The organism is Streptomyces sp. B3I8, assembly GCF_030816915.1.
Taxonomy (GTDB): Bacteria; Actinomycetota; Actinomycetes; order Streptomycetales; family Streptomycetaceae; genus Streptomyces.
The window spans coordinates 3,151,430-3,172,523 of sequence record NZ_JAUSYN010000002.1 but is presented as its reverse complement, the minus strand read 5'-3'; the positions used below and the strand labels follow the sequence as shown (position 1 = coordinate 3,172,523).

At 72.7% G+C, this 21,094-nt stretch carries 24 protein-coding genes; 9 read left to right on the top strand and 15 right to left on the bottom strand.

Annotated elements, in window-relative coordinates:
• Positions 1-278 precede the first annotated feature (278 nt).
• Complete coding sequence (gene groL, locus QFZ64_RS16065) at positions 279-1,904, top strand: chaperonin GroEL (RefSeq protein ID WP_307066305.1); 1,626 nt, start codon at positions 279-281, stop codon at positions 1,902-1,904.
• A gap of 311 nt (positions 1,905-2,215) precedes the next feature.
• A complete protein-coding gene (locus QFZ64_RS16060; RefSeq protein ID WP_307066304.1) occupies positions 2,216-3,367 on the top strand; it encodes an NADH:flavin oxidoreductase in 1,152 nt (383 codons plus the stop codon).
• 46 nt (positions 3,368-3,413) lie between these two features.
• On the opposite strand, the gene QFZ64_RS16055 is transcribed toward QFZ64_RS16060, so the two are convergent.
• The 6 genes from QFZ64_RS16055 to QFZ64_RS16025 all read right to left on the bottom strand — a co-directional run bounded on the left by QFZ64_RS16055 (position 3,414) and on the right by QFZ64_RS16025 (position 7,847).
• On the bottom strand, positions 3,414-3,995 hold the full coding sequence (locus tag QFZ64_RS16055) for a hypothetical protein (protein ID WP_307066302.1): 582 nt from the start codon (positions 3,993-3,995) through the stop codon (positions 3,414-3,416).
• A 59-nt stretch (positions 3,996-4,054) separates the two neighbouring features.
• Positions 4,055-4,594, bottom strand: coding sequence for a GNAT family N-acetyltransferase (locus QFZ64_RS16050; RefSeq protein ID WP_307066299.1), 540 nt, complete (start codon positions 4,592-4,594; stop codon positions 4,055-4,057).
• Between the two features lie 28 nt (positions 4,595-4,622).
• Positions 4,623-5,294: a Uma2 family endonuclease gene (locus tag QFZ64_RS16045; protein ID WP_307066297.1), complete on the bottom strand. Its 672-nt coding sequence runs from the start codon at positions 5,292-5,294 to the stop codon at positions 4,623-4,625.
• A gap of 912 nt (positions 5,295-6,206) precedes the next feature.
• On the bottom strand, positions 6,207-6,695 hold the full coding sequence (locus QFZ64_RS16035; RefSeq protein WP_307066295.1) for a GNAT family N-acetyltransferase: 489 nt from the start codon (positions 6,693-6,695) through the stop codon (positions 6,207-6,209).
• A gap of 65 nt (positions 6,696-6,760) precedes the next feature.
• Positions 6,761-7,027 carry a DUF397 domain-containing protein gene (locus QFZ64_RS16030; RefSeq protein WP_307066293.1) on the bottom strand — a complete coding sequence of 89 codons (267 nt, stop codon included), beginning with the start codon at positions 7,025-7,027 and terminating at the stop codon, positions 6,761-6,763.
• Entirely contained in the window at positions 7,011-7,847 is an 837-nt protein-coding gene (locus QFZ64_RS16025) for a helix-turn-helix transcriptional regulator (protein ID WP_307066291.1), read from the bottom strand. The genes QFZ64_RS16030 and QFZ64_RS16025 overlap by 17 nt, the downstream gene beginning before the upstream one ends.
• Positions 7,848-7,975: 128 nt before the next feature.
• Between QFZ64_RS16025 and QFZ64_RS16020 the strand changes: the two genes are divergently transcribed.
• Positions 7,976-8,365, top strand: coding sequence for a hypothetical protein (locus QFZ64_RS16020; RefSeq protein ID WP_307066289.1), 390 nt, complete (start codon positions 7,976-7,978; stop codon positions 8,363-8,365).
• Positions 8,366-8,395: 30 nt separating this feature from the next.
• On the opposite strand, the gene QFZ64_RS16015 is transcribed toward QFZ64_RS16020, so the two are convergent.
• Positions 8,396-8,947 (bottom strand): DinB family protein, encoded by a 552-nt coding sequence (locus QFZ64_RS16015; protein ID WP_307066287.1) that lies wholly within the window; start codon positions 8,945-8,947, stop codon positions 8,396-8,398.
• A gap of 151 nt (positions 8,948-9,098) precedes the next feature.
• Between QFZ64_RS16015 and QFZ64_RS16010 the strand changes: the two genes are divergently transcribed.
• Positions 9,099-9,788 carry a hypothetical protein gene (locus tag QFZ64_RS16010; protein ID WP_307066285.1) on the top strand — a complete coding sequence of 230 codons (690 nt, stop codon included), beginning with the start codon at positions 9,099-9,101 and terminating at the stop codon, positions 9,786-9,788.
• 34 nt (positions 9,789-9,822) lie between these two features.
• Here QFZ64_RS16010 and QFZ64_RS16005 read toward each other — a convergent pair whose 3' ends face one another.
• A complete protein-coding gene (locus QFZ64_RS16005; protein ID WP_307066283.1) occupies positions 9,823-10,314 on the bottom strand; it encodes a hypothetical protein in 492 nt (163 codons plus the stop codon).
• A 344-nt stretch (positions 10,315-10,658) separates the two neighbouring features.
• Between QFZ64_RS16005 and QFZ64_RS16000 the strand changes: the two genes are divergently transcribed.
• Positions 10,659-11,744 (top strand): GNAT family N-acetyltransferase, encoded by a 1,086-nt coding sequence (locus QFZ64_RS16000; protein ID WP_307066281.1) that lies wholly within the window; start codon positions 10,659-10,661, stop codon positions 11,742-11,744.
• Between the two features lie 38 nt (positions 11,745-11,782).
• On the opposite strand, the gene QFZ64_RS15995 is transcribed toward QFZ64_RS16000, so the two are convergent.
• Positions 11,783-12,055 carry a DUF4031 domain-containing protein gene (locus QFZ64_RS15995; protein ID WP_307066279.1) on the bottom strand — a complete coding sequence of 91 codons (273 nt, stop codon included), beginning with the start codon at positions 12,053-12,055 and terminating at the stop codon, positions 11,783-11,785.
• A complete protein-coding gene (locus tag QFZ64_RS15990; protein ID WP_307071724.1) occupies positions 12,052-12,426 on the bottom strand; it encodes a hypothetical protein in 375 nt (124 codons plus the stop codon). The genes QFZ64_RS15995 and QFZ64_RS15990 overlap by 4 nt, the downstream gene beginning before the upstream one ends.
• Before the next feature lie 143 nt (positions 12,427-12,569).
• Between QFZ64_RS15990 and QFZ64_RS15985 the strand changes: the two genes are divergently transcribed.
• Both QFZ64_RS15985 and murQ read left to right on the top strand, forming a co-directional pair.
• Positions 12,570-13,562, top strand: coding sequence for a MurR/RpiR family transcriptional regulator (locus QFZ64_RS15985; RefSeq protein WP_373430747.1), 993 nt, complete (start codon positions 12,570-12,572; stop codon positions 13,560-13,562).
• An 88-nt stretch (positions 13,563-13,650) separates the two neighbouring features.
• Entirely contained in the window at positions 13,651-14,610 is a 960-nt protein-coding gene (gene murQ / locus QFZ64_RS15980) for an N-acetylmuramic acid 6-phosphate etherase (protein WP_307066276.1), read from the top strand.
• Between the two features lie 36 nt (positions 14,611-14,646).
• On the opposite strand, the gene QFZ64_RS15975 is transcribed toward murQ, so the two are convergent.
• From QFZ64_RS15975 to QFZ64_RS15955, 5 genes are all read right to left on the bottom strand, one after another.
• Positions 14,647-15,327 carry a response regulator transcription factor gene (locus QFZ64_RS15975; protein ID WP_307066274.1) on the bottom strand — a complete coding sequence of 227 codons (681 nt, stop codon included), beginning with the start codon at positions 15,325-15,327 and terminating at the stop codon, positions 14,647-14,649.
• Entirely contained in the window at positions 15,324-16,535 is a 1,212-nt protein-coding gene (locus QFZ64_RS15970; protein ID WP_307071723.1) for a sensor histidine kinase, read from the bottom strand. The genes QFZ64_RS15975 and QFZ64_RS15970 overlap by 4 nt, the downstream gene beginning before the upstream one ends.
• Positions 16,536-16,750: 215 nt before the next feature.
• On the bottom strand, positions 16,751-17,584 hold the full coding sequence (locus QFZ64_RS15965; RefSeq protein ID WP_307071722.1) for a CPBP family intramembrane glutamic endopeptidase: 834 nt from the start codon (positions 17,582-17,584) through the stop codon (positions 16,751-16,753).
• 323 nt (positions 17,585-17,907) lie between these two features.
• Positions 17,908-19,023, bottom strand: a complete 1,116-nt coding sequence (locus tag QFZ64_RS15960; protein WP_307066272.1) for a CU044_5270 family protein — start codon at positions 19,021-19,023, stop codon at positions 17,908-17,910.
• Positions 19,020-19,733: an RNA polymerase sigma factor gene (locus tag QFZ64_RS15955; RefSeq protein ID WP_307066270.1), complete on the bottom strand. Its 714-nt coding sequence runs from the start codon at positions 19,731-19,733 to the stop codon at positions 19,020-19,022. Before QFZ64_RS15955 ends, QFZ64_RS15960 begins: the two co-directional genes overlap by 4 nt.
• A 277-nt stretch (positions 19,734-20,010) precedes the next feature.
• Here QFZ64_RS15955 and QFZ64_RS15950 point away from each other — a divergent pair, with 277 nt between their 5' ends.
• Together QFZ64_RS15950 and QFZ64_RS15945 are read left to right on the top strand one after the other, a co-directional pair.
• The gene (locus QFZ64_RS15950; RefSeq protein ID WP_307066268.1) at positions 20,011-20,724 is read left to right on the top strand and encodes a copper homeostasis protein CutC; all 714 of its coding nucleotides are present in this window, start codon (positions 20,011-20,013) and stop codon (positions 20,722-20,724) included.
• A gap of 76 nt (positions 20,725-20,800) precedes the next feature.
• Positions 20,801-21,079 carry a hypothetical protein gene (locus QFZ64_RS15945; RefSeq protein WP_307066266.1) on the top strand — a complete coding sequence of 93 codons (279 nt, stop codon included), beginning with the start codon at positions 20,801-20,803 and terminating at the stop codon, positions 21,077-21,079.
• The last annotated feature ends 15 nt before the right edge of the window (positions 21,080-21,094 follow it).

Below are 21,094 nucleotides of genomic sequence, written 5' to 3'. Positions count from 1 at the left end.
GTCGGGCGCCCGCGGGCCCGCCGGTCCGTCCGGAACCGGGGCGGCGTCGGGCGCCCGCGGGCCCGCCGGTCCGTCCGGGTTCCGCGGGGTGGCGCTTGCACTCTCGGGGGGTGAGTGCTAATCATTGGCGTTAGCACTCACAAGGTGAGAGTGACAACTATGGACCGGGTCGGTGAGGCCCTGGCGAGGTGGGGCAAGGAACCACCAGCCGGTGCCGTCCGTCGCGGGCGCGGGCGCGGTCCGGAGCAATCCACCCCAGTCCGGGAGGACCACTTCACATGGCCAAGATCATCGCGTTCGACGAGGAGGCGCGGCGCGGCCTCGAGCGCGGCATGAACCAGCTCGCGGACGCCGTGAAGGTGACGCTCGGCCCCAAGGGCCGAAACGTCGTCCTCGAGAAGAAGTGGGGCGCCCCCACGATCACCAACGATGGTGTCTCCATCGCCAAGGAGATCGAGCTCGAGGACCCGTACGAGAAGATCGGCGCCGAGCTGGTCAAGGAAGTCGCCAAGAAGACGGACGACGTCGCCGGTGACGGTACGACCACCGCGACCGTCCTCGCCCAGGCGCTGGTCCGCGAGGGCCTGCGCAACGTGGCGGCCGGCGCCAACCCGATGGCCCTGAAGCGCGGTATCGAGAAGGCCGTCGAGGCCGTCTCCGCCGCCCTGCTCGACCAGGCCAAGGAGGTCGAGACGAAGGAGCAGATCGCCTCCACGGCCTCCATCTCCGCCGCCGACACCCAGATCGGCGAGCTCATCGCCGAGGCGATGGACAAGGTCGGCAAGGAAGGCGTCATCACGGTCGAGGAGTCGCAGACCTTCGGTCTGGAGCTCGAGCTCACCGAGGGCATGCGCTTCGACAAGGGCTACATCTCGGCGTACTTCGCGACCGACATGGAGCGCATGGAGGCGTCGCTCGAGGACCCCTACATCCTCATCGCCAACTCCAAGATCTCCGCGGTCAAGGACCTGCTCCCGCTCCTGGAGAAGGTCATGCAGTCGGGCAAGCCGCTGCTGATCATCGCCGAGGACGTCGAGGGCGAGGCCCTGTCGACCCTGGTCGTCAACAAGATCCGTGGCACCTTCAAGTCCGTCGCCGTCAAGGCCCCGGGCTTCGGTGACCGCCGCAAGGCCATGCTCGGCGACATCGCCATCCTCACGGGCGGCGAGGTCATCTCCGAGGAGGTCGGCCTCAAGCTGGAGAACGCCGGTCTGGAGCTCCTGGGCCGCGCCCGCAAGGTCGTCATCACCAAGGACGAGACCACCATCGTCGACGGCGCCGGCTCCGCCGACCAGGTCGCCGGCCGGGTCAACCAGATCCGCGCCGAGATCGACAACAGCGACTCCGACTACGACCGCGAGAAGCTGCAGGAGCGCCTGGCGAAGCTCGCCGGCGGCGTCGCGGTCATCAAGGCCGGTGCCGCCACCGAGGTGGAGCTCAAGGAGCGCAAGCACCGCATCGAGGACGCCGTCCGCAACGCGAAGGCGGCCGTCGAGGAGGGCATCGTCGCCGGTGGTGGCGTGGCCCTGCTCCAGGCCTCCCAGGTCTTCGAGAAGCTGGAGCTCGAGGGCGACGAGGCCACCGGTGCCGCCGCCGTCAAGCTGGCGCTCGAGGCCCCGCTGAAGCAGATCGCGGTCAACGCCGGCCTCGAGGGCGGCGTCGTGGTGGAGAAGGTGCGCAACCTGACCCCGGGCCACGGCCTGAACGCCGCGACCGGCGAGTACGTCGACCTGGTCAAGGAAGGCATCATCGACCCGGCGAAGGTGACCCGTTCCGCGCTGCAGAACGCCGCCTCCATCGCCGCGCTCTTCCTGACCACCGAGGCCGTCATCGCCGACAAGCCGGAGAAGGCCGCCCCGGCGGGCGCTCCGGGCGGCATGCCGGGCGGTGACATGGACTTCTGATCCTCTCCGGGTCCGGCCTCCAGCCGGGCCGGGCCCACCGAGGACCGGACAGGAAGTCCGACGCACGCCGTCGTGGACCGGCACAGGCCGGCACACGCCGACGTTCGAGTGCGACAGAGGGCGGCACTCCCCGCACGGGGGGTGCCGCCCTTCGGCGTGTTCGGCGCCCGCGCCGCACGGAGGCTCGGGAGGTCGCGGTCACAGTGGTGGGGCGGACGGGAATGCGTGGGCCGTACAAGACATTGACCAAGGGGCGCATTGCATGCGCGTGCACATACTGAACGGTTTATCCACGTCCTCGAGGAGCCCGTATGACCGCCCCCGCCGACACCACCACCTCCGGTGCGGACACCTCCGCCTCCCGCGCCGCGCGGATCCTCTCCCGCCCCGTCGCCCTGAACGGCCTGACCGTCCCCAACCGCATCGTCATGGCGCCGATGACCCGCATGTTCTCCCCGGGCGGCGTCCCGGGCGAGGACGTGCGCGCCTACTACGCCCGCCGGGCCGCCGCGGGCGTCGGGCTGATCGTCACCGAGGGCACCTATGTCGGCCACCCCTCCGCCGGTATCAGCGACCGCGTCCCCCGGTTCCACGGCGAGGAGCAGCTCGCGGGCTGGGCGGAGGTCGCCGACGCGGTGCACGGGGCGGGCGGCACGATCGTGCCGCAGCTCTGGCACGTCGGCATGGTCCGTGAGCAGGGCCGTCCGCCCTTCCCGGACGCCCCCGCCGTCGGCCCCTCCGGTCTGCGCGGCGGCGAGGCCGAGGCCACCGGCCGGGCGATGACCCGGCAGGACCTGGACGACGTCATCGCCGCGTTCGCCGACGCGGCCGCCGCCGCCGAGCGCATCGGCTTCGACGGCGTCGAACTGCACGGCGCCCACGGCTACCTCATCGACCAGTTCCTGTGGGAGCACACCAACCGCCGCACCGACGCCTACGGCGGCGACCCGGTGGCCCGCGCGAAGTTCGCGGTGGAGATCGTCGAGGCGGTTCGGGCGCGGGTGTCGCCGGAGTTCCCGGTCATCTTCCGCTACTCGCAGTGGAAGGCCGACAGCTACGACGCGCGGCTCGCCGGGACGCCCCAGGAGCTGGAGGCGATCCTCACACCGCTCGCCGAGGCCGGGGTGGACGCCTTCCACGCCTCCACCCGGCGCTACTGGCTGCCCGAGTTCGACGGCTCGGACCTCAACCTCGCGGGCTGGTCGAAGAAGCTCACCGGCAGGCCCGCCATCACCGTCGGCTCGGTCGGACTGGACGGCGACTTCGCCCGCTCCTTCAAGGGCGAGGGCGCCCCCGTCAAGAACATCGACGAACTCCTGGACCGCATGGAGCGCGACGAGTTCGACCTCGTCGCCGTCGGCCGCGCGCTGCTCCAGGACCCCGAGTGGGCGCGGAAGGTGCTCACGGGCCGCTTCGACGAACTGGCCCCCTACGACGCGGCCGCCGCGAAGACCCTGCACTGACCGCGGGCGGGACGGCGGGGGCCGCCGCCCGGACGACCGCGACCGGTCACAGGCCCCCGCCCATCGGCTCGATGTCGACACGCACCGGCCGGCCCCACACGCGCAGCACCTCGTAGTCGGTGAACTCGTGCACCAGCCGGTACGCCATCGCCGGGCGGGGTCCCCGGCGCTGCGCGTCGAGGTACAGCTCCGCCTCGCGCCGGTCCCGGCGCGGGGTGCCGCACAGCTGCCACTCCTGCCCGTTCCACGCCTCGGGCAGCCAGCGCTGCTGCGGCTGCGGCCGGTCCTCCCGCGTGCCGTACCGGGACGGGACGCGCTCCCCGGGGCCGACCCCCGCCCGGCGAGGTCCGCCGCCGTCGTACTCGGCGCGCCGGGCGGCCCGGCGCCGCGTCTCGCACAGCAGGCACAGATCGGGCGCGTCCTTGTCGACGGGCCCGGTCGGATGCTCGGCGCACCGCGTGGTGGGCCGGTCCCCGCTGATGCTCTCCTCCAGCAGGTCGAGCGCGCGCTTCAGATCGTCCTTGGCCTCGTGCAGCTTGGCGTCCGGCGTGTCGGCGCCCAGCGCCTCCCCGTGCTCCCCGAGCACGCGCAGGGCCCGGCCGAGCGCGGTGAGCTGTGCGTGGTTCATGTCCGCCAGGGTCGCACACGGGACTGACAGCGCCGCCGGACGGACGGTTGCCGCGGTGGTCACGGAGAGGTGGCGTCGGTCCAGTGTCGTTCGCCGTCGTGCAGGGTGCCGGTGGGGTGCAGGCCGAGGGCTGCGGCGACGGCGGCGGAGGGGTGGTTGTCCGGGTGGACGTGGGCCGTGAGGGGTGAGATGCCCTGGTCGCGCAGCCAGTGGGTCATGGCGGCGGCGCCCTCCTTCGCGTAGCCGTTGCCCTGGAAGGCGTGGCCTACGACCCAGGCGAGCTCGGCGGTAGGACGGTGGTGGCCGTCGGGGCGGGTGAGGGTCGCCTGTACGGTGCCGACCAGCTTGCCGTCGGTGTGGCGCCGCAGCATCCAGTTCAGCCAGCCCTGCGTGCGGTCGGGCGAGTGGCCGGCGGACTGGCGGCGATAGCGCTGCTCCAGTTCGCCCCGGGTCGGCGGGGTCCCTCCGATGTACGTGTGCAGGCGGACGTCGGCGAGGAATGCCGGCGCTTCCTCCGCGTGCGCGACGCGCAACGGTTCCAGCCGCAGTCGCGGCCCTTCGAGCGGTACGGCGACCGGCCAGGCGGGGAGTTCGGACATGACGGCATTCTCGCCGCCGTCGGGTGCCTCAGTCGGCGTACTTCTTGAGCTGTTCGGTGTCGAGCGTGATGCCCACCGGGGGCGGGAGCTCGACGGTCGCCCCCCACGGGTAGGAGGGGGACTGCCGGTAGCGGCCGTCCTTCGGTTCGCTGTGCACGACGACGGTGTGGTGGTCGCGGTCGATGAGGAGGTAGACGGGGATCTCGGCCTCCGCGTAGCCGATGGGCTTGTCGATGCGGTCCCGCTTGTCGGTGTCGCGGTCGTGGGAGGTGATCTCCACGGCCATCAGGGCCCCGCCGGCTTCCGACCACTCGCCGTCATCGACGAAGTGATCCACCGGTGCCAGGAAACCGTCCGTCCGGGCGCGACCCTTGCGGTAGGCCTCTGCCCTGACTCCACGTTCGGGGGCGAGGTCGAGGTCGGGACGCTGTTGCATGCACTGGCGCTGCAACCACAGGAAGATCGACGTGTGCTTGCCGTCCGGCACTGCCTTGACCTCTAGTTTTCCGTGTACGTATTCGAGCCGGACGGTCTCCGGCGCCCGGCGTTCCAGTTCTTCGAAGTCCTCGACGCTGAGGCCGTCCTTGGCGTGGACCCGGCCATTGATGAATTCGAGCCGTACCCCCTCAGGGGCGGCCTCGGCGAGTTCCTCGAAGTCCTCGACGGACATCTGCGGGTCGTCGGCGGTGCTTGGGGTCATGGTCTCGCCTCCTTCCCCCCATCGTGCCCCGGGATGGTGCCGTCGGATCGTGGGAGCCGTCATGCGGGTGTCCGTTCCTGTCGTCGTTGAGGCATTTTGGCCCGGATGGCGGCGGCGCGGGCGTGAACCGAGGGGGCGGGAAGGGGCGCGTGGGGGCGCGGGGGAGAGGGCGTGTCCCGACACGCGCCGCACACGCCGCCGGGCAGCGCCTCGGGGCGGCCGGGGACGCCGCACTCCGCGCACTCCAGCAGGCGGCGCGGTGTACGCGGCGCCTCGGGCACCGGCTCCGGCGGCAGCTTGGTGAGCAGGCGGGAGCGGATCAGGGCCGCCGGGTGGTGCACCGGGCTGGGGAGCCCGCCGGTCAGGGCGTGCGTGATGTGCTCCTCGGTGGCTCCCCGCGTGAACCAGTCGCCCAGCAGCGGCGCCAGTTCCGCGCACTCCGCCTGCGAGAGCGTGAGCGCGGGGGCCGTTCCCGGACATGTCGGCGTTCTCGGACAGCCGGTCGAGGTACGCGGCGACGGAGGCCTCGCGGCGCGGCAGGTGTGTGAAGTCGTGGCGTGTGCGCGGAAGTTGTCCCGGCACGGAGCGTTTGCCGTAACCCGGGTTCGCCATCGGGTGCGGGGTGCTGTGCGGAGAGCGGGGGTCGTCACTAGAGTTGGCGGCAGCCATGGGATCGAGTTCCCTCTGGGATTGGGCGATCTCGTAGGTGAGACCCCCGCAGGTGTTCGTAGCACCTGACGGGGGTCGTTACGTCTGCGGGCAACCTAGAGCTTGATGACGGTCCGTGGCAAACGCGTCGCTTTGTGTTGACGGGGAGGGGGGGTGGGTACAACCCACCCCCCAATCCGTACAAAGAGGGCTCGCAGCTCGGTACTTGAGCTCCGGGCGGCGGGGCGCGGCGGCAGTGCGGGTTCAGTCGAGGTCCAGCACGCCCACGGTCTGATCTCCGCTGGTCTCGCCGGTCGTGCGGAAGCCGAGTGCCCGGTAGAAGCCCTCGGGGCCGTCCGGTCCGGGATGCCAGGTGGTCGTCAGGCGTGTGCCGCCCCGGCGCCGGATCTCGTCGGCCACGGACCGCACCGCGAAGCGTCCGTAGCCCCGGCCCTGTTGGCCGTCCGCGATGTTGAGACGCCAGAGCCCCGAGCGCAAGTCGGTGCCCTTGCCGGTCCAGTCGACGTCGAAGAAGGCCATGAGGAACCCGACGATCTCGTCGCCGTCGCAGATGAGCCGGGGCCATGCGATGTCGGGGTGGACGTACGCCTCGGCGAGCGACTTCACCACGGGCGCCACGAGGTGTTCCTGGTCGGGGCGGACGCGCAGGTCGATCGCGCTCTGGAAGTTGTCGGGGCTGATCTCTCGCAGGTGTGGATGCGGATGCGGATGCGGATGCGGCGGTATCGGCATGTCCGCACTCTGGGCGGGGAGGGCGGGTGGGGCAACCCCGCCTCTCCCGTCCGTGCGGCAGTGGCTCAGTGCCGCCGCTTGAGGCCTTCGACGAACGGTGCCCATGCCGAGGCTCGGAACACGAGCTTCGGGCCCTGGGGGTTCTTCGAGTCCCGTACGGGGACGAGGGCGGGGTGCCCGTCGGCGACTTCCAGGCAGTCGCCGCCGCTGCCGCCGCTGTGCGTGGACTTGCGCCAGCGGGCGACTTCGAGGCAGTCGCCGCCGTCGCCGCCGCTGTAGCTCGACTTGTGCCATGCGGCGTCGGTCAGGTCGTACTCAGGAAAGCTCCTCATGCTCGTAATCCTGTGCCATTTCCTCCAGTAGGGCCAGAGAGGTTTTCGGCGACAGGGCGCAGGCCGTGAGGAGTTCGTAGGTGAGGCGCTGGTGGCGGACGACCGCCGGTGCGTCCTCCAGCCTCCCGGTGGCGACGCCCTCGAAGTAGACCAGCGGCGGAGCGTCCTCGAAGTCCATCAGTTTGATGGCGCCTTGCATCGCGGCGTGAGCTCCTGCCGAGAACGGCAGCACCTGCACGATCGCCCGGTTCGTGCGGACGATCTCGGCGAGGTGGCGCAGAGCCTCCGCCATGACACCGGGTTCGCCCACCACCCGGCGCAGCGCTGCTTCGTCAAGTACGGCCCACAACACCAGATCTGTTGGGTCGTTGAGGAGGTGCGTTCGCTCCATCCGCGTGGCGACCAGCTTGTCGATGGCCGCCTCCGGCGCCGTCGGCTGGTAGGCGCGGAACACCGCGCGTGCGTACCCGGCGGTCTGGAGCAGGCCGGGGATGAGCAGAGGCGCGTATGCGCGGATCGCCACCGCCCGCGCCTCCGCCTCCGCTGCCTCCGCGAAGTGTTCCGGGTACTCCGACTTCGCCGCCGCGCGGCAGTTGCGGAGGAAGAAGTCCACGCCCAGCACCTCGTCCAGCATCCGCGCGTACTCGGGTTGCATCCGTCTCGTGCCCGCTTCCAACTGGCCGATGTACGAGCCGCTGACGAAGAGGCGGCTGCCCAACTCCTCCTGGCTCAGGGCCGCCTTCTCGCGCGCGTGGCGCAACTCCGCGCCCAGCAGCGCACGGGGTGAGGACGACGGGTCGAGATCTTTGGGTCCAGGCATGAATCGCCCCCTGTCCTTTTCGTCCCACGACCTCTCTTGTTGGGGCGGAACGTCTGGCCAGGTTAGAGCGCGGGCATACACGCTGGGTGGCGTATCGAAAACTCTGCGTGAGGAAAGTGGGGCGCACAGTGCGGTCGACCGAGGAAGTCGTGGCGTCGTTGCGGGAGGCGTTGGCGGAAGCGGGTGTCGTGCTGCCGTCGTTGGGGGTGGACCCGGTGACCGGTGCGAGCGACGAGCCGTTCGCCCTCGTCGCGTTGGGGCGCTGCAACGTACGGACGGCGGAGCGGCTGACGGCGGTGCTGCGCGGGGAACGGCCACCGGTCGGGACGTACATGGTGGACGTGCGGGACGGGCGGATGGGCGAGGTGTGCGGGCATGTGGGCGGCCGGGTGCAGTTGCGTCCGGTGGGCGGCGGCCGGGAGTGGGACTGCCCGCCGGACGGACTGCGGCAGGCCCCGCCCGACGCGGTGCTGCGCGAACGCGTCCGCTGCATCAACCAGGAGGCCCGCCTGCCGTGAGCGGCGGCGGGCGTGGTCCGGGGTCGGGGGTCAGCCCATGGTCTTCGCGCCGTCCAGGGACTCGCGGATGATGTCGGCGTGGCCGGCGTGCTGGGCGGTCTCCGCGATGACGTGCAGCAGGACCCTGCGGACCGTCATGCGGGCACCCGGCTGGATCCAGGGCGCCTTCGGCAGCAGGTGGGAGGTGTCCAGGTCGGGCACGGTCGCGACGAGTTCGTCGGTGTGTTCGGCGACCTTCGCGTACTCGGCGAGGACCCCGTCGAGCGTGTCGCCCGGCAGCATGCGGAACTCGTCGGCCCGGCGGGCGAGGTCCTCCTCGGTGAGGGCGGTGAAGTCCGGCATCACCGAGGCGCCGTGCACGATGAACTCCGCCCAGCCGCGCTCGACCGACGTGACGTGTTTGATCAGGCCGCCCAGACACAGTTCGCTGGCCGTGGTGCGCCGGCCCGCCTGCTCGTCGTCGAGATCACGGACGGTTTGGACGAGGAACTGCCGGTGCTTGCGCAGCGCGTCGCGGATGTCGGCGCGCTCGCCGGTGAGGGCCTGCTCGGTGGAGTTCGTGGAGTTCGTGGTGTCGCTCATGGTGGTCGGGGTCCTTCCGCGCGGTCCGGTGCGCCGGGTCCCGGGGACTTCCGGGTTTCCGGTGCGGCGTCGGGGATCACCGTAGGCTTCATAGAGGTCGGATCACGTCCTATTGGGCCGGTTCCCTGGCCGGGCCCCCGTGGGCGGAAGAATGGGTCGCATGGTTCACCTCGGCACCGACCCCGCCGCCCTCCGTGCCCGCTGGCGCGAGGCCCTGCTCGCCGCGCGCGGCGACGACCCCGGTGGCCCTGGCCCCGGCTCCGCCGCCCCCGACCCGGACCCGTACGCCGACGATCTGCTGCGCCGCTGGTCGGAGCCGCAGCGGCGGTATCACACCGCCGCCCACCTCACCGCCGTGCTCGACCACGTCGATGCGCTCGCCGCGTACGCCGATGACCTCGCCGTCGTCCGTCTCGCCGCCTGGTTCCACGACGCCGTCTACCTGCCGGACCGCTCCGAGAACGAGGAACGGTCGGCCCGGCTGGCCGTCCGGGCGCTGGCGGAGGCCGGAGTTCCGCAGGCCCGTACCGACGAGGTGGCCCGCCTCGTCCGCCTCACCGTCACCCACGCCCCCGCGCCCGACGACCGCGACGGCGCCGTCCTGTGCGACGCGGACCTCGCGATCCTCGCCGCCCCGCCCGAGGCGTACGCGGCCTACACCGCCCAGGTCCGCGAGGAGTACGCCTTCGTCCCCGAGGACGCCTTCCGTACCGGCCGTGCCGACATCCTGCGGCAACTCCTCGCGCTGCCACGCCTGTTCAGCACACCGCACGGCAGCCAGGCGTGGGAGGACCCGGCCCGCCGCAACCTCCGCGCGGAACTCGACCTGTTGACGTCCTAGGAGTTTTCCTCTCCGGTCGGTCCGTTCCGGGATGTCAGCCGATGGTGAAGCGCTGGTTCTGGGCACCTCGGTCGCAGCGGGCGGTGCGGTAGTAGCCGTCGGCCTGCTGGTAGAGGCAGCGGCCCGTGCCGACGCTCTGGAGCATGACGGCGCTGCGGGCGGCGGGCTGGACGGTGCGCCACTTCTGGTACGAGCTGCCGTTGCAGGGCAGGGGGTAGACGTCGCCCCGGTCGTTGCTGTCGAGACAGCGGCCCCAGAAGCTGTTCCTGAGAGTGGTGCTGGTGTTGAGGCGGCCGTTCCACTGCCACCGGAGGCTGCCGCGCCCGGTGGAACAGCGGTCGCCCTTGAGGACGGTCTCGTCGACCTCGCGCAGGCATGCACCGTAGCGGTAGTTCGCGAAGCGGCTCGTGGTGGTGGCGGTGGCGGCGGTGGTGGCGGCCGAGGCGGGAGTGGAGGTGAGGAGGGGGAGGGCGAGGCCGGCTGCTGCGACGAGGGCGGCGAAGGCTTTCCGGGTCGGTCGGCGCACTGGGGTCTCCTTGCGGTGGTCTCGGGAGGTACCTCGGCAGGATCCCCGAACACCACTGTCCGCACCTGAAAATGGGGAAAAACCACCGGATCGAGCTGCTCGTGCCGGCCCGTCCCGCAACTCCTGGTCGAGGCAGGTGAAACAGGCGGAACTCGCGGAACAGGCGAAGCAGTCGACCCCGTCGCCCGTCGCCCGTCGCCCGTCGCCCGTCGCCCGTCGCCCGTCGCCCGTCGCCCGTCGCCCGTCGCCCGTCGCCCGTCGACCCCGTCGATCCGGTCGATCCGGTCGATCCGGTCGAACAAACCGGTCGTACGGCCGCCTGCCCGCGTCCTACCCTCGGCCCTATGCAGAACATGGGTGGGGAACAGGTGACCGAAGCCGTCGCGCACGCGGTGTCCGCGCTGGCGGTGGGCACCGGGCGGGACTGGGCGGGGACCAAGGCCGGAGGGCTGGAGTGGAGCTGCCGGTCCACCGCGCAGCACGTGGCCGGCACGCTGATCGCCTACGCGGGACGGCTGGCGACCGGGGCGCGGCAGCGCGTCTCCTTCGACACCGTCCTCCTCGACGAGGCGGACAACACCGCCGTCCTGGACGTGCTGACCACCGCCGGCGCCCTGCTGGCCGCCGCGGTCGCCACGGCCCCGCGCGAGGCGCGCGCCTTCCACGCCGCCCCGTTCGGCAGCGCGAGCCGCGAGGGGTTCGCGGCGATGGGCGTCACGGAGGTCCTGCTGCACACGTACGACATCGCCACCGGCCTCGGCGTCCCGTACGAGCCGCCGGCCGAGCTGTGCGGGGGCGTACTGGAGCGGATCTTCCCGCACGTGCGCCCCGGCCACGCCCCCTGGCCCACCCTCCGCTGGGCGACCGGCCGCGGCGACCTGCCCGGCCGCGCCCCGCTGACCGACTGGTACTGGAGCAACGACCTGGTGATCCCCGCCGACGGCCTCACCCTCCAGGGCGTCACCCCGGCGGCCGCCGCCGACCTGGCCGCGGGCGGCAGCGGCGGCTTCCACTGGATCGGGAACGGCCCGTACGAGGGGGAGGGCGCGGGGGAGGCCGGCACGCGGGTCGCGGCCGGGATGATGCGGCAGACGTACGAGGCCGGGACGCACCGGCCGGAGTGGGGCATGTTCGTCCTGGTCCGCGCCGAGGACGGCCGCGCGGTCGGGGCCATGGGCTTCCACGGGCCGCCGGACGACGAGGGCCGGGTCGAGGTCGGCTACGACCTGGCCGCCTCCGCCCGAGGCAACGGCTACGCCACGCGGGCGCTGCGCGCGCTGTCGTCCTGGGCCGCCGCCCGCGACGACGTACGGACGGTCTTCGGGAAGACGGACCCGGCGAACACCGCCTCCCAGGCGGTACTGACCAGGGCGGGCTTCACCCGCGTCCCGGCCGAAGGGGACCTGCACCTCTACGAACTGCCCGGGTGACGCCACCGGGAGCCGCGCGGGTGACGCCCCGGGTGCGGTCAGGTGCGCGTGGCGGCGCCCTTGCGCCGGCGCAGTCCCGCCGACGTCAGCAGCCGGACCACCTCACGGCTGCTCACCTCGACCGCGCCCGCGCCCACCGCGTCCGCGTACCGATGGGCGGGGAGGTCGTAGTGGTCGCGTTCGAAGGCGCGGCGGGGAACCCCCAACGCCTCGGCGAACGTGTGGAGTTCGGCGTAGGAGACGTCGCTGACCAGGTGCGACCACAGCCGGCCGTGGCCGGGCCAGGTGGGCGGGTCGACGTATATCGTCACGAGCGGCGCGTCCCTCCCGTCACCGCCGCGAGCGAGCCCACCGCCGCGACCTTCACGCCCGCCTTGTGGCACACCCAGTGCGGGTCGGGGCCCAACTCCGGTTCCACCTCCAGCGCGTGCGGGTCGCCGGTGGGGCAGACCGGGCACAGCGGCCAGCGGCCGTACTTCTCCAGCAGCGCGTCCTGCACGTCCTGCGCGACCAGCCCCGCCACGAAAGTGGAGCCGTCGGGCCACTGCTCCACCCACCAGCGGCGCTGGGTGACGGAGTCCTCGACGAGCGAGACGACGTCGGCCTGGGCGACGTCCCCCGCGACCAGGTCGGCGAGCACACGTGCGCGGGCCGTGTGGAGCACCTGCTCCAACGGGCCGATGGACGGGGACGGAGACGGGGATGAGGATGAGGACGGGGACGGGTCTGGGGACGAGGACGGGTCCGGAGGGTTCATACACCCATTGTGCGCACTCTTGACCGGGCCACCGCATCGAAAATATCTTTCAGAGTGTGAGGTATGAGGTGAAGGAAACTTTCGCGGTGCACGCGGCTTCGGCGGCTCCGGCGGCTCGCGCTGTACCCGTTGCGCCCGCCGCTCCCCCGGCCGCACCCGCGCCGCCCGCGCCGCCCGCTCCCGCCGCGTTGGCCGCCAAGGTGCGCACGCTCGCGCCGTCGATGACCCGTTCGATGCAGCGCGTCGCCGAGACCGTCGCCGCCGACCCGGCCGGCTGCGCCGCGCTCACCGTCACCGGCCTCGCCGCGCGCACCGGCACCAGCGAGGCCACGGTCGTACGCACCGCCCGGCTGCTCGGCTACCCCGGTTACCGGGACCTGCGGCTCGCCCTCGCCGGGCTCGCCGCCCACCAGGAGTCCGGCCGGGCCCCCGCCGTCACCGCCGACATCGCGGTGGACGACCCGCTCGCCGACGTCGTCGCCAAGCTCGCCCACGACGAGCGGCAGACCCTCGCCGACACCGCCGCCGGACTGGACACCGCGCAGCTCGGCGCGGCCGTCGCCGCGCTGGCGGCGGCCCGCCGGATCGACGTGTACGGGGTCGGGGCGTCCGGGCTCGTCGCACAGGACCTCACCCAGAAGCTGCTGCGCATAGGGCTCATGGCGCAGGCGCACAGCGACCCCCACCTCGCCGTCACCAACGCGGTGCTGCTGCGGGCGAAGGACGTGGCGATCGCGATCACCCATTCGGGTTCCACCGGGGACGTGATCGAGCCGTTGCGGGTCGCGTTCGAACGCGGGGCCACCACCGTCGCGATCACCGGCCGGCCCGGCGGACCGGTCGCGCAGTACGCCGATCACGTGCTGACCACCTCCACCGCCCGGGAGAGCGAGCTGCGGCCGGCCGCGATGTCCTCCCGTACGAGCCAACTCCTCGTCGTGGACTGCCTGTTCATAGGCGTCGCCCAGCGCACGTACGAGACGGCGGCGCCCGCGCTCGCCGCGTCCTACGAGGCGCTCGCGCACCGCCACGCGCCCCGCGGCGGCGCCACCTCCCGCTGACCACGGCCCCGTGGCGGCCCCACCTCCCGCTGACCACGCGGGCCGCAGGCCGCGGTCCCGCACCCTCACCGGAAAGAGCCGCACCACCATGACCTCTCCCGCGTCCGAAGACGCCCCCCGTGCGCTGCGCGCCCAGCTGGAGACCCTGACGACCGAGGCGTTCCGCCCGGAACTGGCGAGCATCGACCAGCTCTCCACGTTGGAGATCGCCACCCTGATGAACGGCGAGGACGCCACCGTCCCGGCCGCCGTCGCCGCCCGGCTGCCCGAGATCGCCGCCGCGATCGACGCCACCGCCGCGCGCATGGCGCGGGGCGGCCGGCTCCTCTACGCGGGCGCCGGCACCGCCGGGCGGCTCGGCGTGCTGGACGCCTCCGAGTGCCCGCCCACCTTCAACACCGACCCCTCGCAGGTGGTGGGCCTGATCGCGGGCGGTCCCGGCGCGATGGTGACGTCCGTGGAGGGCGCGGAGGACTCCAAGGCGCTCGCCGAGGACGACCTGCGGGCGCTGGACCTCACCCCGGACGACACGGTGGTCGGAGTCTCCGCCTCCGGGCGCACCCCGTACGCCGTCGGCGCGGTCGAACACGCCCGCACGCGCGGGGCGTTGACGATCGGGCTGGCCTGCAACGCGGGCAGCGCGCTGGCCGCCGCGGCGGACCACGGCATCGAGGTCGTCGTCGGTCCCGAACTCCTCACCGGCTCCACGCGCCTCAAGGCGGGCACGGCGCAGAAGCTGGTCCTGAACATGCTGTCGACGATCACGATGATCCGCCTGGGCAAGACGTACGGGAACCTGATGGTCGACGTGCGCGCCTCCAACGACAAGCTGCGGGCCCGTTCCCACCGCATCGTCTCCCTCGCCACGGACGCGACGGACGAGGAGATCGAGGCAGCCCTGACGGCGACGGACGGCGAGGTCAAGAACGCGATCCTGATGCTGCTGGCCGACGTCGGCGCCGCGCGGGCCGCGCGCCTGCTGGCCGAGAACGCGGGGCACCTGCGGGCGTCGCTCAAGGCGGCGGCGGACCCCGCCGGCCGCCGCTGAGCCCGCGGAGTCCGGGCCTCGCGGGCTCGGCGGTCCTCAGCTCGCCAGGCCGTGGCGGAACGCGTAGACGACCGCCTGGACCCGGTCGCGCAGGTTCAGTTTGGTGAGGATGCGGGAGACGAACGTCTTCACCGTCTCCTGGCTGATGACCAGGGTGGCGGCGATCTCGCTGTTGGAGAGGCCGTCCGCGATCAGCCGGAGCACCTCCAGCTCGCGGGGGGTGAGCGGGATGTCCCGCGGGGTGCCGTCGGTGGGGCGGATACGGGCCGCGTACCGGCCCACGAGCTGACGGGTGACGTCGGGGTCCAGCAGCGCCGCGCCCATGGCCACCGTGCGGATGCCGTGCAGCAGGCGGTCGGGCGGGGCGTCCTTGAGGAGGAAGCCGCTCGCTCCGGCGCGCAGCGCCTCGTACACGTACTCGTCGAGGTTGAACGTGGTGACCACGAGGACCTTGACGGGGTGGGTGACCCCGGCCCCCGCCAGCAGCCGGGTGGCTTCGAGGCCGTCGAGGACCGGCATGCGGATGTCCATGACCACGACGTCCGGCTCGAGTGTCCGGGCGAGGTCGACGCCGGTCCGCCCGTCGCCGCACTCGCCCACCACCTCCATGTCGGGCTGCGCGTCGATGATCGTGGTCAGGCCCATGCGGATCAGCGCCTGGTCGTCGCAGACGACGACCCGGGTCGGCGCGGCGCCGGAGGGCGGGGGTGTGTTCACGAGCGGCTCCGGGCCGGGGCGGGAACGCGCGCCCGGACGACGAAGCCGCCGCCCGCGCCGGGGCCCGCGCTGAAGTCGCCGCCGAGCACGTCGACCCGCTCGCGCAGGCCGGCCAGGCCCCGCCCGCTGCCACCGACGGCGGCGGCCCGTGAGCCGGTGCCGTCCGTGCTGACCTCCACGGTGATCTCCCTCTCCCCGTGCCGCACCATGACCGAAGTGCGGCTGCCGTGAGCGTACTTGAGCGCGTTGGTGAGTGCTTCCTGCACCACCCGGTAGGCGACGAGGTCGGCGCTGCCGGTGGAGACCGGCGGGGTGCCCTCCTCGGTGAACTCCACCGGCTGGCCCGCCCGGCGGGTCTGCTCCACCAGGGTGAGGACGCGGCCGACGGCCGGTGTCCTGGGCTCGGCCGGGGCGTCGCCGCCGGTGCCGGTGCCGGTGCCGGTGCCGTGGTCGGGGTTGAGCAGGTCCAGGAGGTGCCGCAGATCGGTGATCGCCCGTCGGCCGGTGTCGGAGACGGCGCTGAGGGACTGGTCCAGCCGTTCCGGTGCGGAGGCCAGATAGCGGGCGGCCTCCGCCTGTACCACCATCGCCGTCACGTGGTGGGTCACGACGTCGTGCAACTCCCGTGCGATGCGCGTGCGTTCGGCGGTCCGCGTCTCCACCGCGATGCGCTTGCGGCGCTCGGCCTCCGCCCGGCGGGTGGTACGCAGCCAGCCCCCGGCGCCCCACGCCAGACCGAGCGCCAGGTAGAACGTCGCGAACCCGGTGACGGTCTCGCCGGTGCCGATCCGCGCGAGGGCCACCACCAGTGCCACGTACACCGCGGTCAGGCCGAACACGGTGGCCCGGCGGTGCCGTTCCAGGTGCGAGCCGGTGCTCAGCAGCATGACGGGCATCGCGGTGGCGGCGAAGGTGTGGTAGCCGCGGAGCTGGTCGAGGGCGAACCCGCAGAACACCAGGCCCAGGGCGAGGGCCGGCCACCGTCGCCGCACCGCGAGCGGCAGGGACTCCAGCAGGATCACCACGACGGCCAGTGCCTCGTACGGGCGGTCGTGGACGCCGCCGAGGACCGTTCCGTTCTTGCTGAGCGCCGGGACGAACGAACCGACCAGGAGGAGCAGCCCGAACGGAAGGTCTCGCACGACGACGTCCAGCCGGTACCAGGCGCCGCTCAGTCTTCTCTGAACTCCGCCCAGCCGGCGCTTCATGCCGCCCAGTCTGTTTCGCACGTCGCCCAGTCTCTCCTGCGTTCCGCCCGGTCGGTGAGGGGGGCCGTCCTGCCCGTGCCGTATGCCGTCCCGCCGTTCCGTGCCCGGGAACGGCCGGAGCCGGAGCCCGTCCGGCCGGTGCCCGGCACCGCCCTCGCGGTGCTCGGCCCCGTCCGTCCAGTGCTCCGGCGTCCCGGCGGATCGCTGCCGCGTCATCACCGGGCGAGGGCGACGAGGGCGTTCGCACGCTCGGCGCGGCGCAGGGGGACGATGTTGCCGCGGCGGTGGGCCACGATCAGGAAGCAGACCGTCAGCAGCGTGCCGAAGAGCACCGCGTACAGGCTCGCCTCGGGGCCGAACTGGCCGCCGGTGATCAGCTTGTCGCCCGACAGGGTGGACTTCAGCAGACCGTGGGTGTCGCCGTTGCCCGAGACCTGGGTGCTGAAGATGCCGGACTCCATGAAGTTCCAGGCGAAGTGCACGCCCATCGGCAGCCACAGGTTGCGGGTGGCGGCGTACGCGGCGGCGAGCATGGCGCCGGCCTCGACGGAGATGGCGAGGGCACCGGCGACGGTGGCGTCGTCGTTGAAGAGGTGCATGCCGCCGAACACGAGGCCGGACAGCACCAGTGCGACGTACGTGCCCAGGCCCCGCTCCACCAGCCGGAACAGCAGGCCGCGGAAGACGATCTCCTCGGTCGAGGCGGCGCCGGCCATGAAGCCGATCAGGCCGATGGCCCCGCTCACCGAGTCGATGCCGTGGACCTTGTAGTCACCGAGGAAGTAGATGTTGCTGATGACGCAGAGGAACATCAGCGTGCCGAAGACCAGGCCCCAGGCGGTCGCGCTCGTCGCGCCCTTCCCCTGGAGCTCGGTGACCTCGCGGTTCTCGGTACGGCCCACGACCCACCGGTAGACGAACACCATGGCGGCCACGGTGAGCGCGCCCGCCAGGAGCGACAGCCACGGATTGTCCTTCACCCCGTTGATGGCGGCGCCGCTGATCGCGTAGACCGCGAACACGGCCACTATCTGCAGGACGATCTTCATGGCTTTCATGACATGCGCTCCCTCTGCCGGTCCGTCCGACTCCGGTTCTTCTCCCGGCCCGCGGTCCGGCGTTCCGCGGTGAACCGAACACTACGGAGACGATGTTCGAGAATCGTCACCGTGCAGTGGACACTCACCTGTAGCTCGCACGGGGGACAACGGAACGGGTGTGGCTCGCGTGAGGCCCCGACCGGGCTGGTCAGAGCGCCGGTCGGGGCCTCGTCGGGGAGAAGCGCCGCGTCACGGAACGGACAGCCTTCCGGCGCGTCAGGAACCCCCGGCGCACCAGGCGCCTCCGGGGTCCGCAGGTGTTCCGCGGGTGTTCAGGACCCGCTGGGACGCTCCCGGTACGCGTCCACGACCGCCCGGCGCAGCACCGCCGTCTCCTCCATGACCGTGCCCTTCCTGCCCGCCGTGACGTCATGTGTGAGATAGCTGCGCTCGCCGAGGAACGCCAGCGTCTTCCGGTCGAAGATCCACTCGGTGGCCGTCGAGGCGTGCGCGTCGACGCGGAGGATGGCGACGCCGTGCCGGCCGGCCGGGTCCGTGGCGTCCTCCCGCCGGGTGACGCCCGGGATGCGGGCGGCGGCCTTGTAGAGGGCGGCGGCGTTCTCGGGCGGCATGACCGTCTCGTGCAGCAGCTCACCGATCCGGTCGAACACGGCCTGGTCCCGCTCCTGGCCGTCCTGGACCGGGGTCAGCCGGTACAGCTTCCTCAGCAGGGTCGCGGGGTCGGTGGGCAGAGAGGCCAGCCAGGTGTACGTGGGCCGGTCGATGCCCGGGGACACGCCGGGGGAGCCGGCCGGCAGGAACTCCCGCAGCGGCGCGTACCCGCCGTCCTCGTGGATCAGGCCGACCTGCTTCACGGGGCCGGAGCGCTGCGACTTCCAGATCTCGCGTTCGTGCAGCCTGCCCGGGACGAAGGAGCCGTCCGGCTGCCCCTCGGCACCGGCGGTCAGGCTCTTGACGTAGGTGAACTGGTCGTCGCGGACCGGGGCGGCGTCGGTGTCGGCGGCCACGGCGGCGATCCGGTCCAGCAGGACCGTGGCGGAGCCGGTGGGTGTGGCGGAGGTGGCGGTGTCCGCGCGGGTGCCGGTGGCGTCGTGCGTGACGAGGGTGACGGTCAGCGCCCCGGCCAGTGCGAGGGCGGCGACGGGCAGCCACAGCGCGGGGCGGGGGAGGAGGGGGCGGCGGGGGGCGGCGCCGGCGGTGTGGGCGTCGGTGCCGGCGTGGGCCGTGGCCCCTGCCCGGGCCTGGTCGTTGTCGATGAGTCGCATCAACCGTTCCTTGTGGTGGAGGTGACGCTCAGGAGGCAGCTCCCGCTCGGGTGGGGCCGGCAGCAGCCGGGCCAGTTCGGCGCGGGTCTCACGCAGTTCGCGTGACGCGCGTGCCGTGTCGTCACCGTCGGCCCGCCCGGGCCCGTGGCCTGAGGCGTTCATCGGGATGTGCCCTCCTGAAAGTCCGTGAGTGTCAGGGCCGCGAATGCGTCCCCACGCCGTACCTCTCCGCGGCCGGGGGCGGGTTCCGTCCTGCCCTCCGCCCGGTGTCCGGTCCTGCCCTCCACCCGGTGTCCCGCCCCGTCTCCCGCCCGCGCCTCCGTCTCCTCGGCGAGCCGCTCCCGCACGAGGCGGCGCAGCCGGGCGCGGGCGCGGGACAGCCGGGACCGTACGGTGCCGACCGGCACCCCCAGCGCCTGCGCGGCCTCGGCGTAGTCGAGGCCGGACCACACGCACAGGGCCAGCACCTCCCGCTCCGCGCGCCGCAGCCTCCCGTACACCTGGCGCACGGCGGCGAGGGTGCGGGCGTCGTCGAGCCGTCCGGCGGTCTCGTCGGCGAAGTCCGGCACGGGTTCCGGGGCCGGGCGGCGGGAGAGGAAGGCGAGCCGGCGGCCGGTGCCGCGGCGGACGTTGCGGGCCTTGTTGGTGGCCATGCCCAGCAGCCAGGGCAGGACCGCGCCCCCGTCGGGCTCCAGCCGCGCGCGGTGGCGCCAGGCGTCGAGGAAGGTGTCCGCCATCACCTCCTCCGCGAGCGACCAGTCGCCGGTCAGGCGGTGGGCGTGCAGGTGGACGGCGCGCGCGTGCTCCTCGTAGAGCTCGGCGAAGGCGTCCCGGTCGCCCGCGCGCAGGCGTGCCCGCAGGGAGTCACTCATGTCGCCGTGCGCCGGGCAGTGTCGCCGAAAGGCCGGATCGTCGATCGCTTCGTCGTTCACTCGGGTCGTCGTCTCGCATCTCGTGGCACCTCACACCCGTTGCCTCTCCGTACCACCGGCACGGTTCCCGTGACCTGTGCCACAACGGCGGTGAGGCGGGGGCGCGGGGGGCGCCGGGAGGACTATAGGCTGTAATTGGACTAGACCTGTCAGGGTGAAGCCGGTAGATCTTGCGGTCTGCGGGCCTGTGGCCACCGTCTTCGGGAATCGAGGGTTCATGAGCAAGCGTGCAGTCCTGGAGGTGATCGCACTCGACGCCGAGGATGCGGTCGCCGCCCAGGCCGGAGGCGCGGACCGCCTCGAACTGGTCGCCGACATGGCCGCGGACGGACTGACCCCGCCGGTCGCGACCTTCGCCGGCATCCGCGCCGCCGTCGATCTCCCGCTGCGCGTGATGCTGCGCCTCGCGGACGGCTTCACGGCCGGTGACCCGGCCCCGCTCGTGGCAGCCGCACGCTCACTGCGGGAAGCCGGCGCGGACGAGTTCGTCCTCGGTTTCCTCGATCGGGACGGCGGCCCCGACCTCGCCGTGCTGGAATTGCTGGCGGCCGAACTGGCCGACTGCCACTGGACGTTCCACCGCGCGATCGACCGCGCCACCGACCGCGCCGGGCTGCGCAAGCTCCTCGCGGACCTGCCCGGCCTCGACACCTACCTCAGCGCGGGCTCGGCGTCCGGCGTCGCCCACGGCCTGCCGACCCTGTGCGCCGAGGCCGCCCTGCACGGCGAACCCGGCTACACCCAACGCCTCATGGCCGGCGGCGGCCTCACCCTCGCCCACCTCCCCACCCTGCGCACGGCCGGCATCGACGCCTTCCACATCGGCGGTGCCGCCCGCCCGGAGGGCTGGAGGGGCCCGGTGACGGCGGAGGCGGTACGCCGGTGGCGGACCGCGGTGGACACAGAGGCGCCTCGCGCCCAGGAACCGTAAGGCGCGGGCCGGGCGTCCTGCTGATCCGACGGGTGTCCGAGAAACGCCCGACGGACGTTCCGGGAGGGCGGCGACCATGGCCGAGGACGAGCGGGGCCGGGACGACCGGCATCACCAGGAACCCTGGTGGTGGGGGATCGGGCCGCTGGGGGCCGGTCTGCTGGTCCTCGTCGGGGTCGGGGCGCTGGTGTGGGTGTTCGCCCGGCCGGGCGGTTCCTCGGACAACCCCGCCGACGGCTACCAGGCAGCCAAGATCATGTGCGTCGGCCTCGTGCTCGTGGGCGGCTCCGTGCTGCAGCGGTTCCGCAGCCGTGCGACGCGGGGGCGGAAGGCGGAGGAGCGGGAGGAGGGCTGACCCTCCGTACCCGCC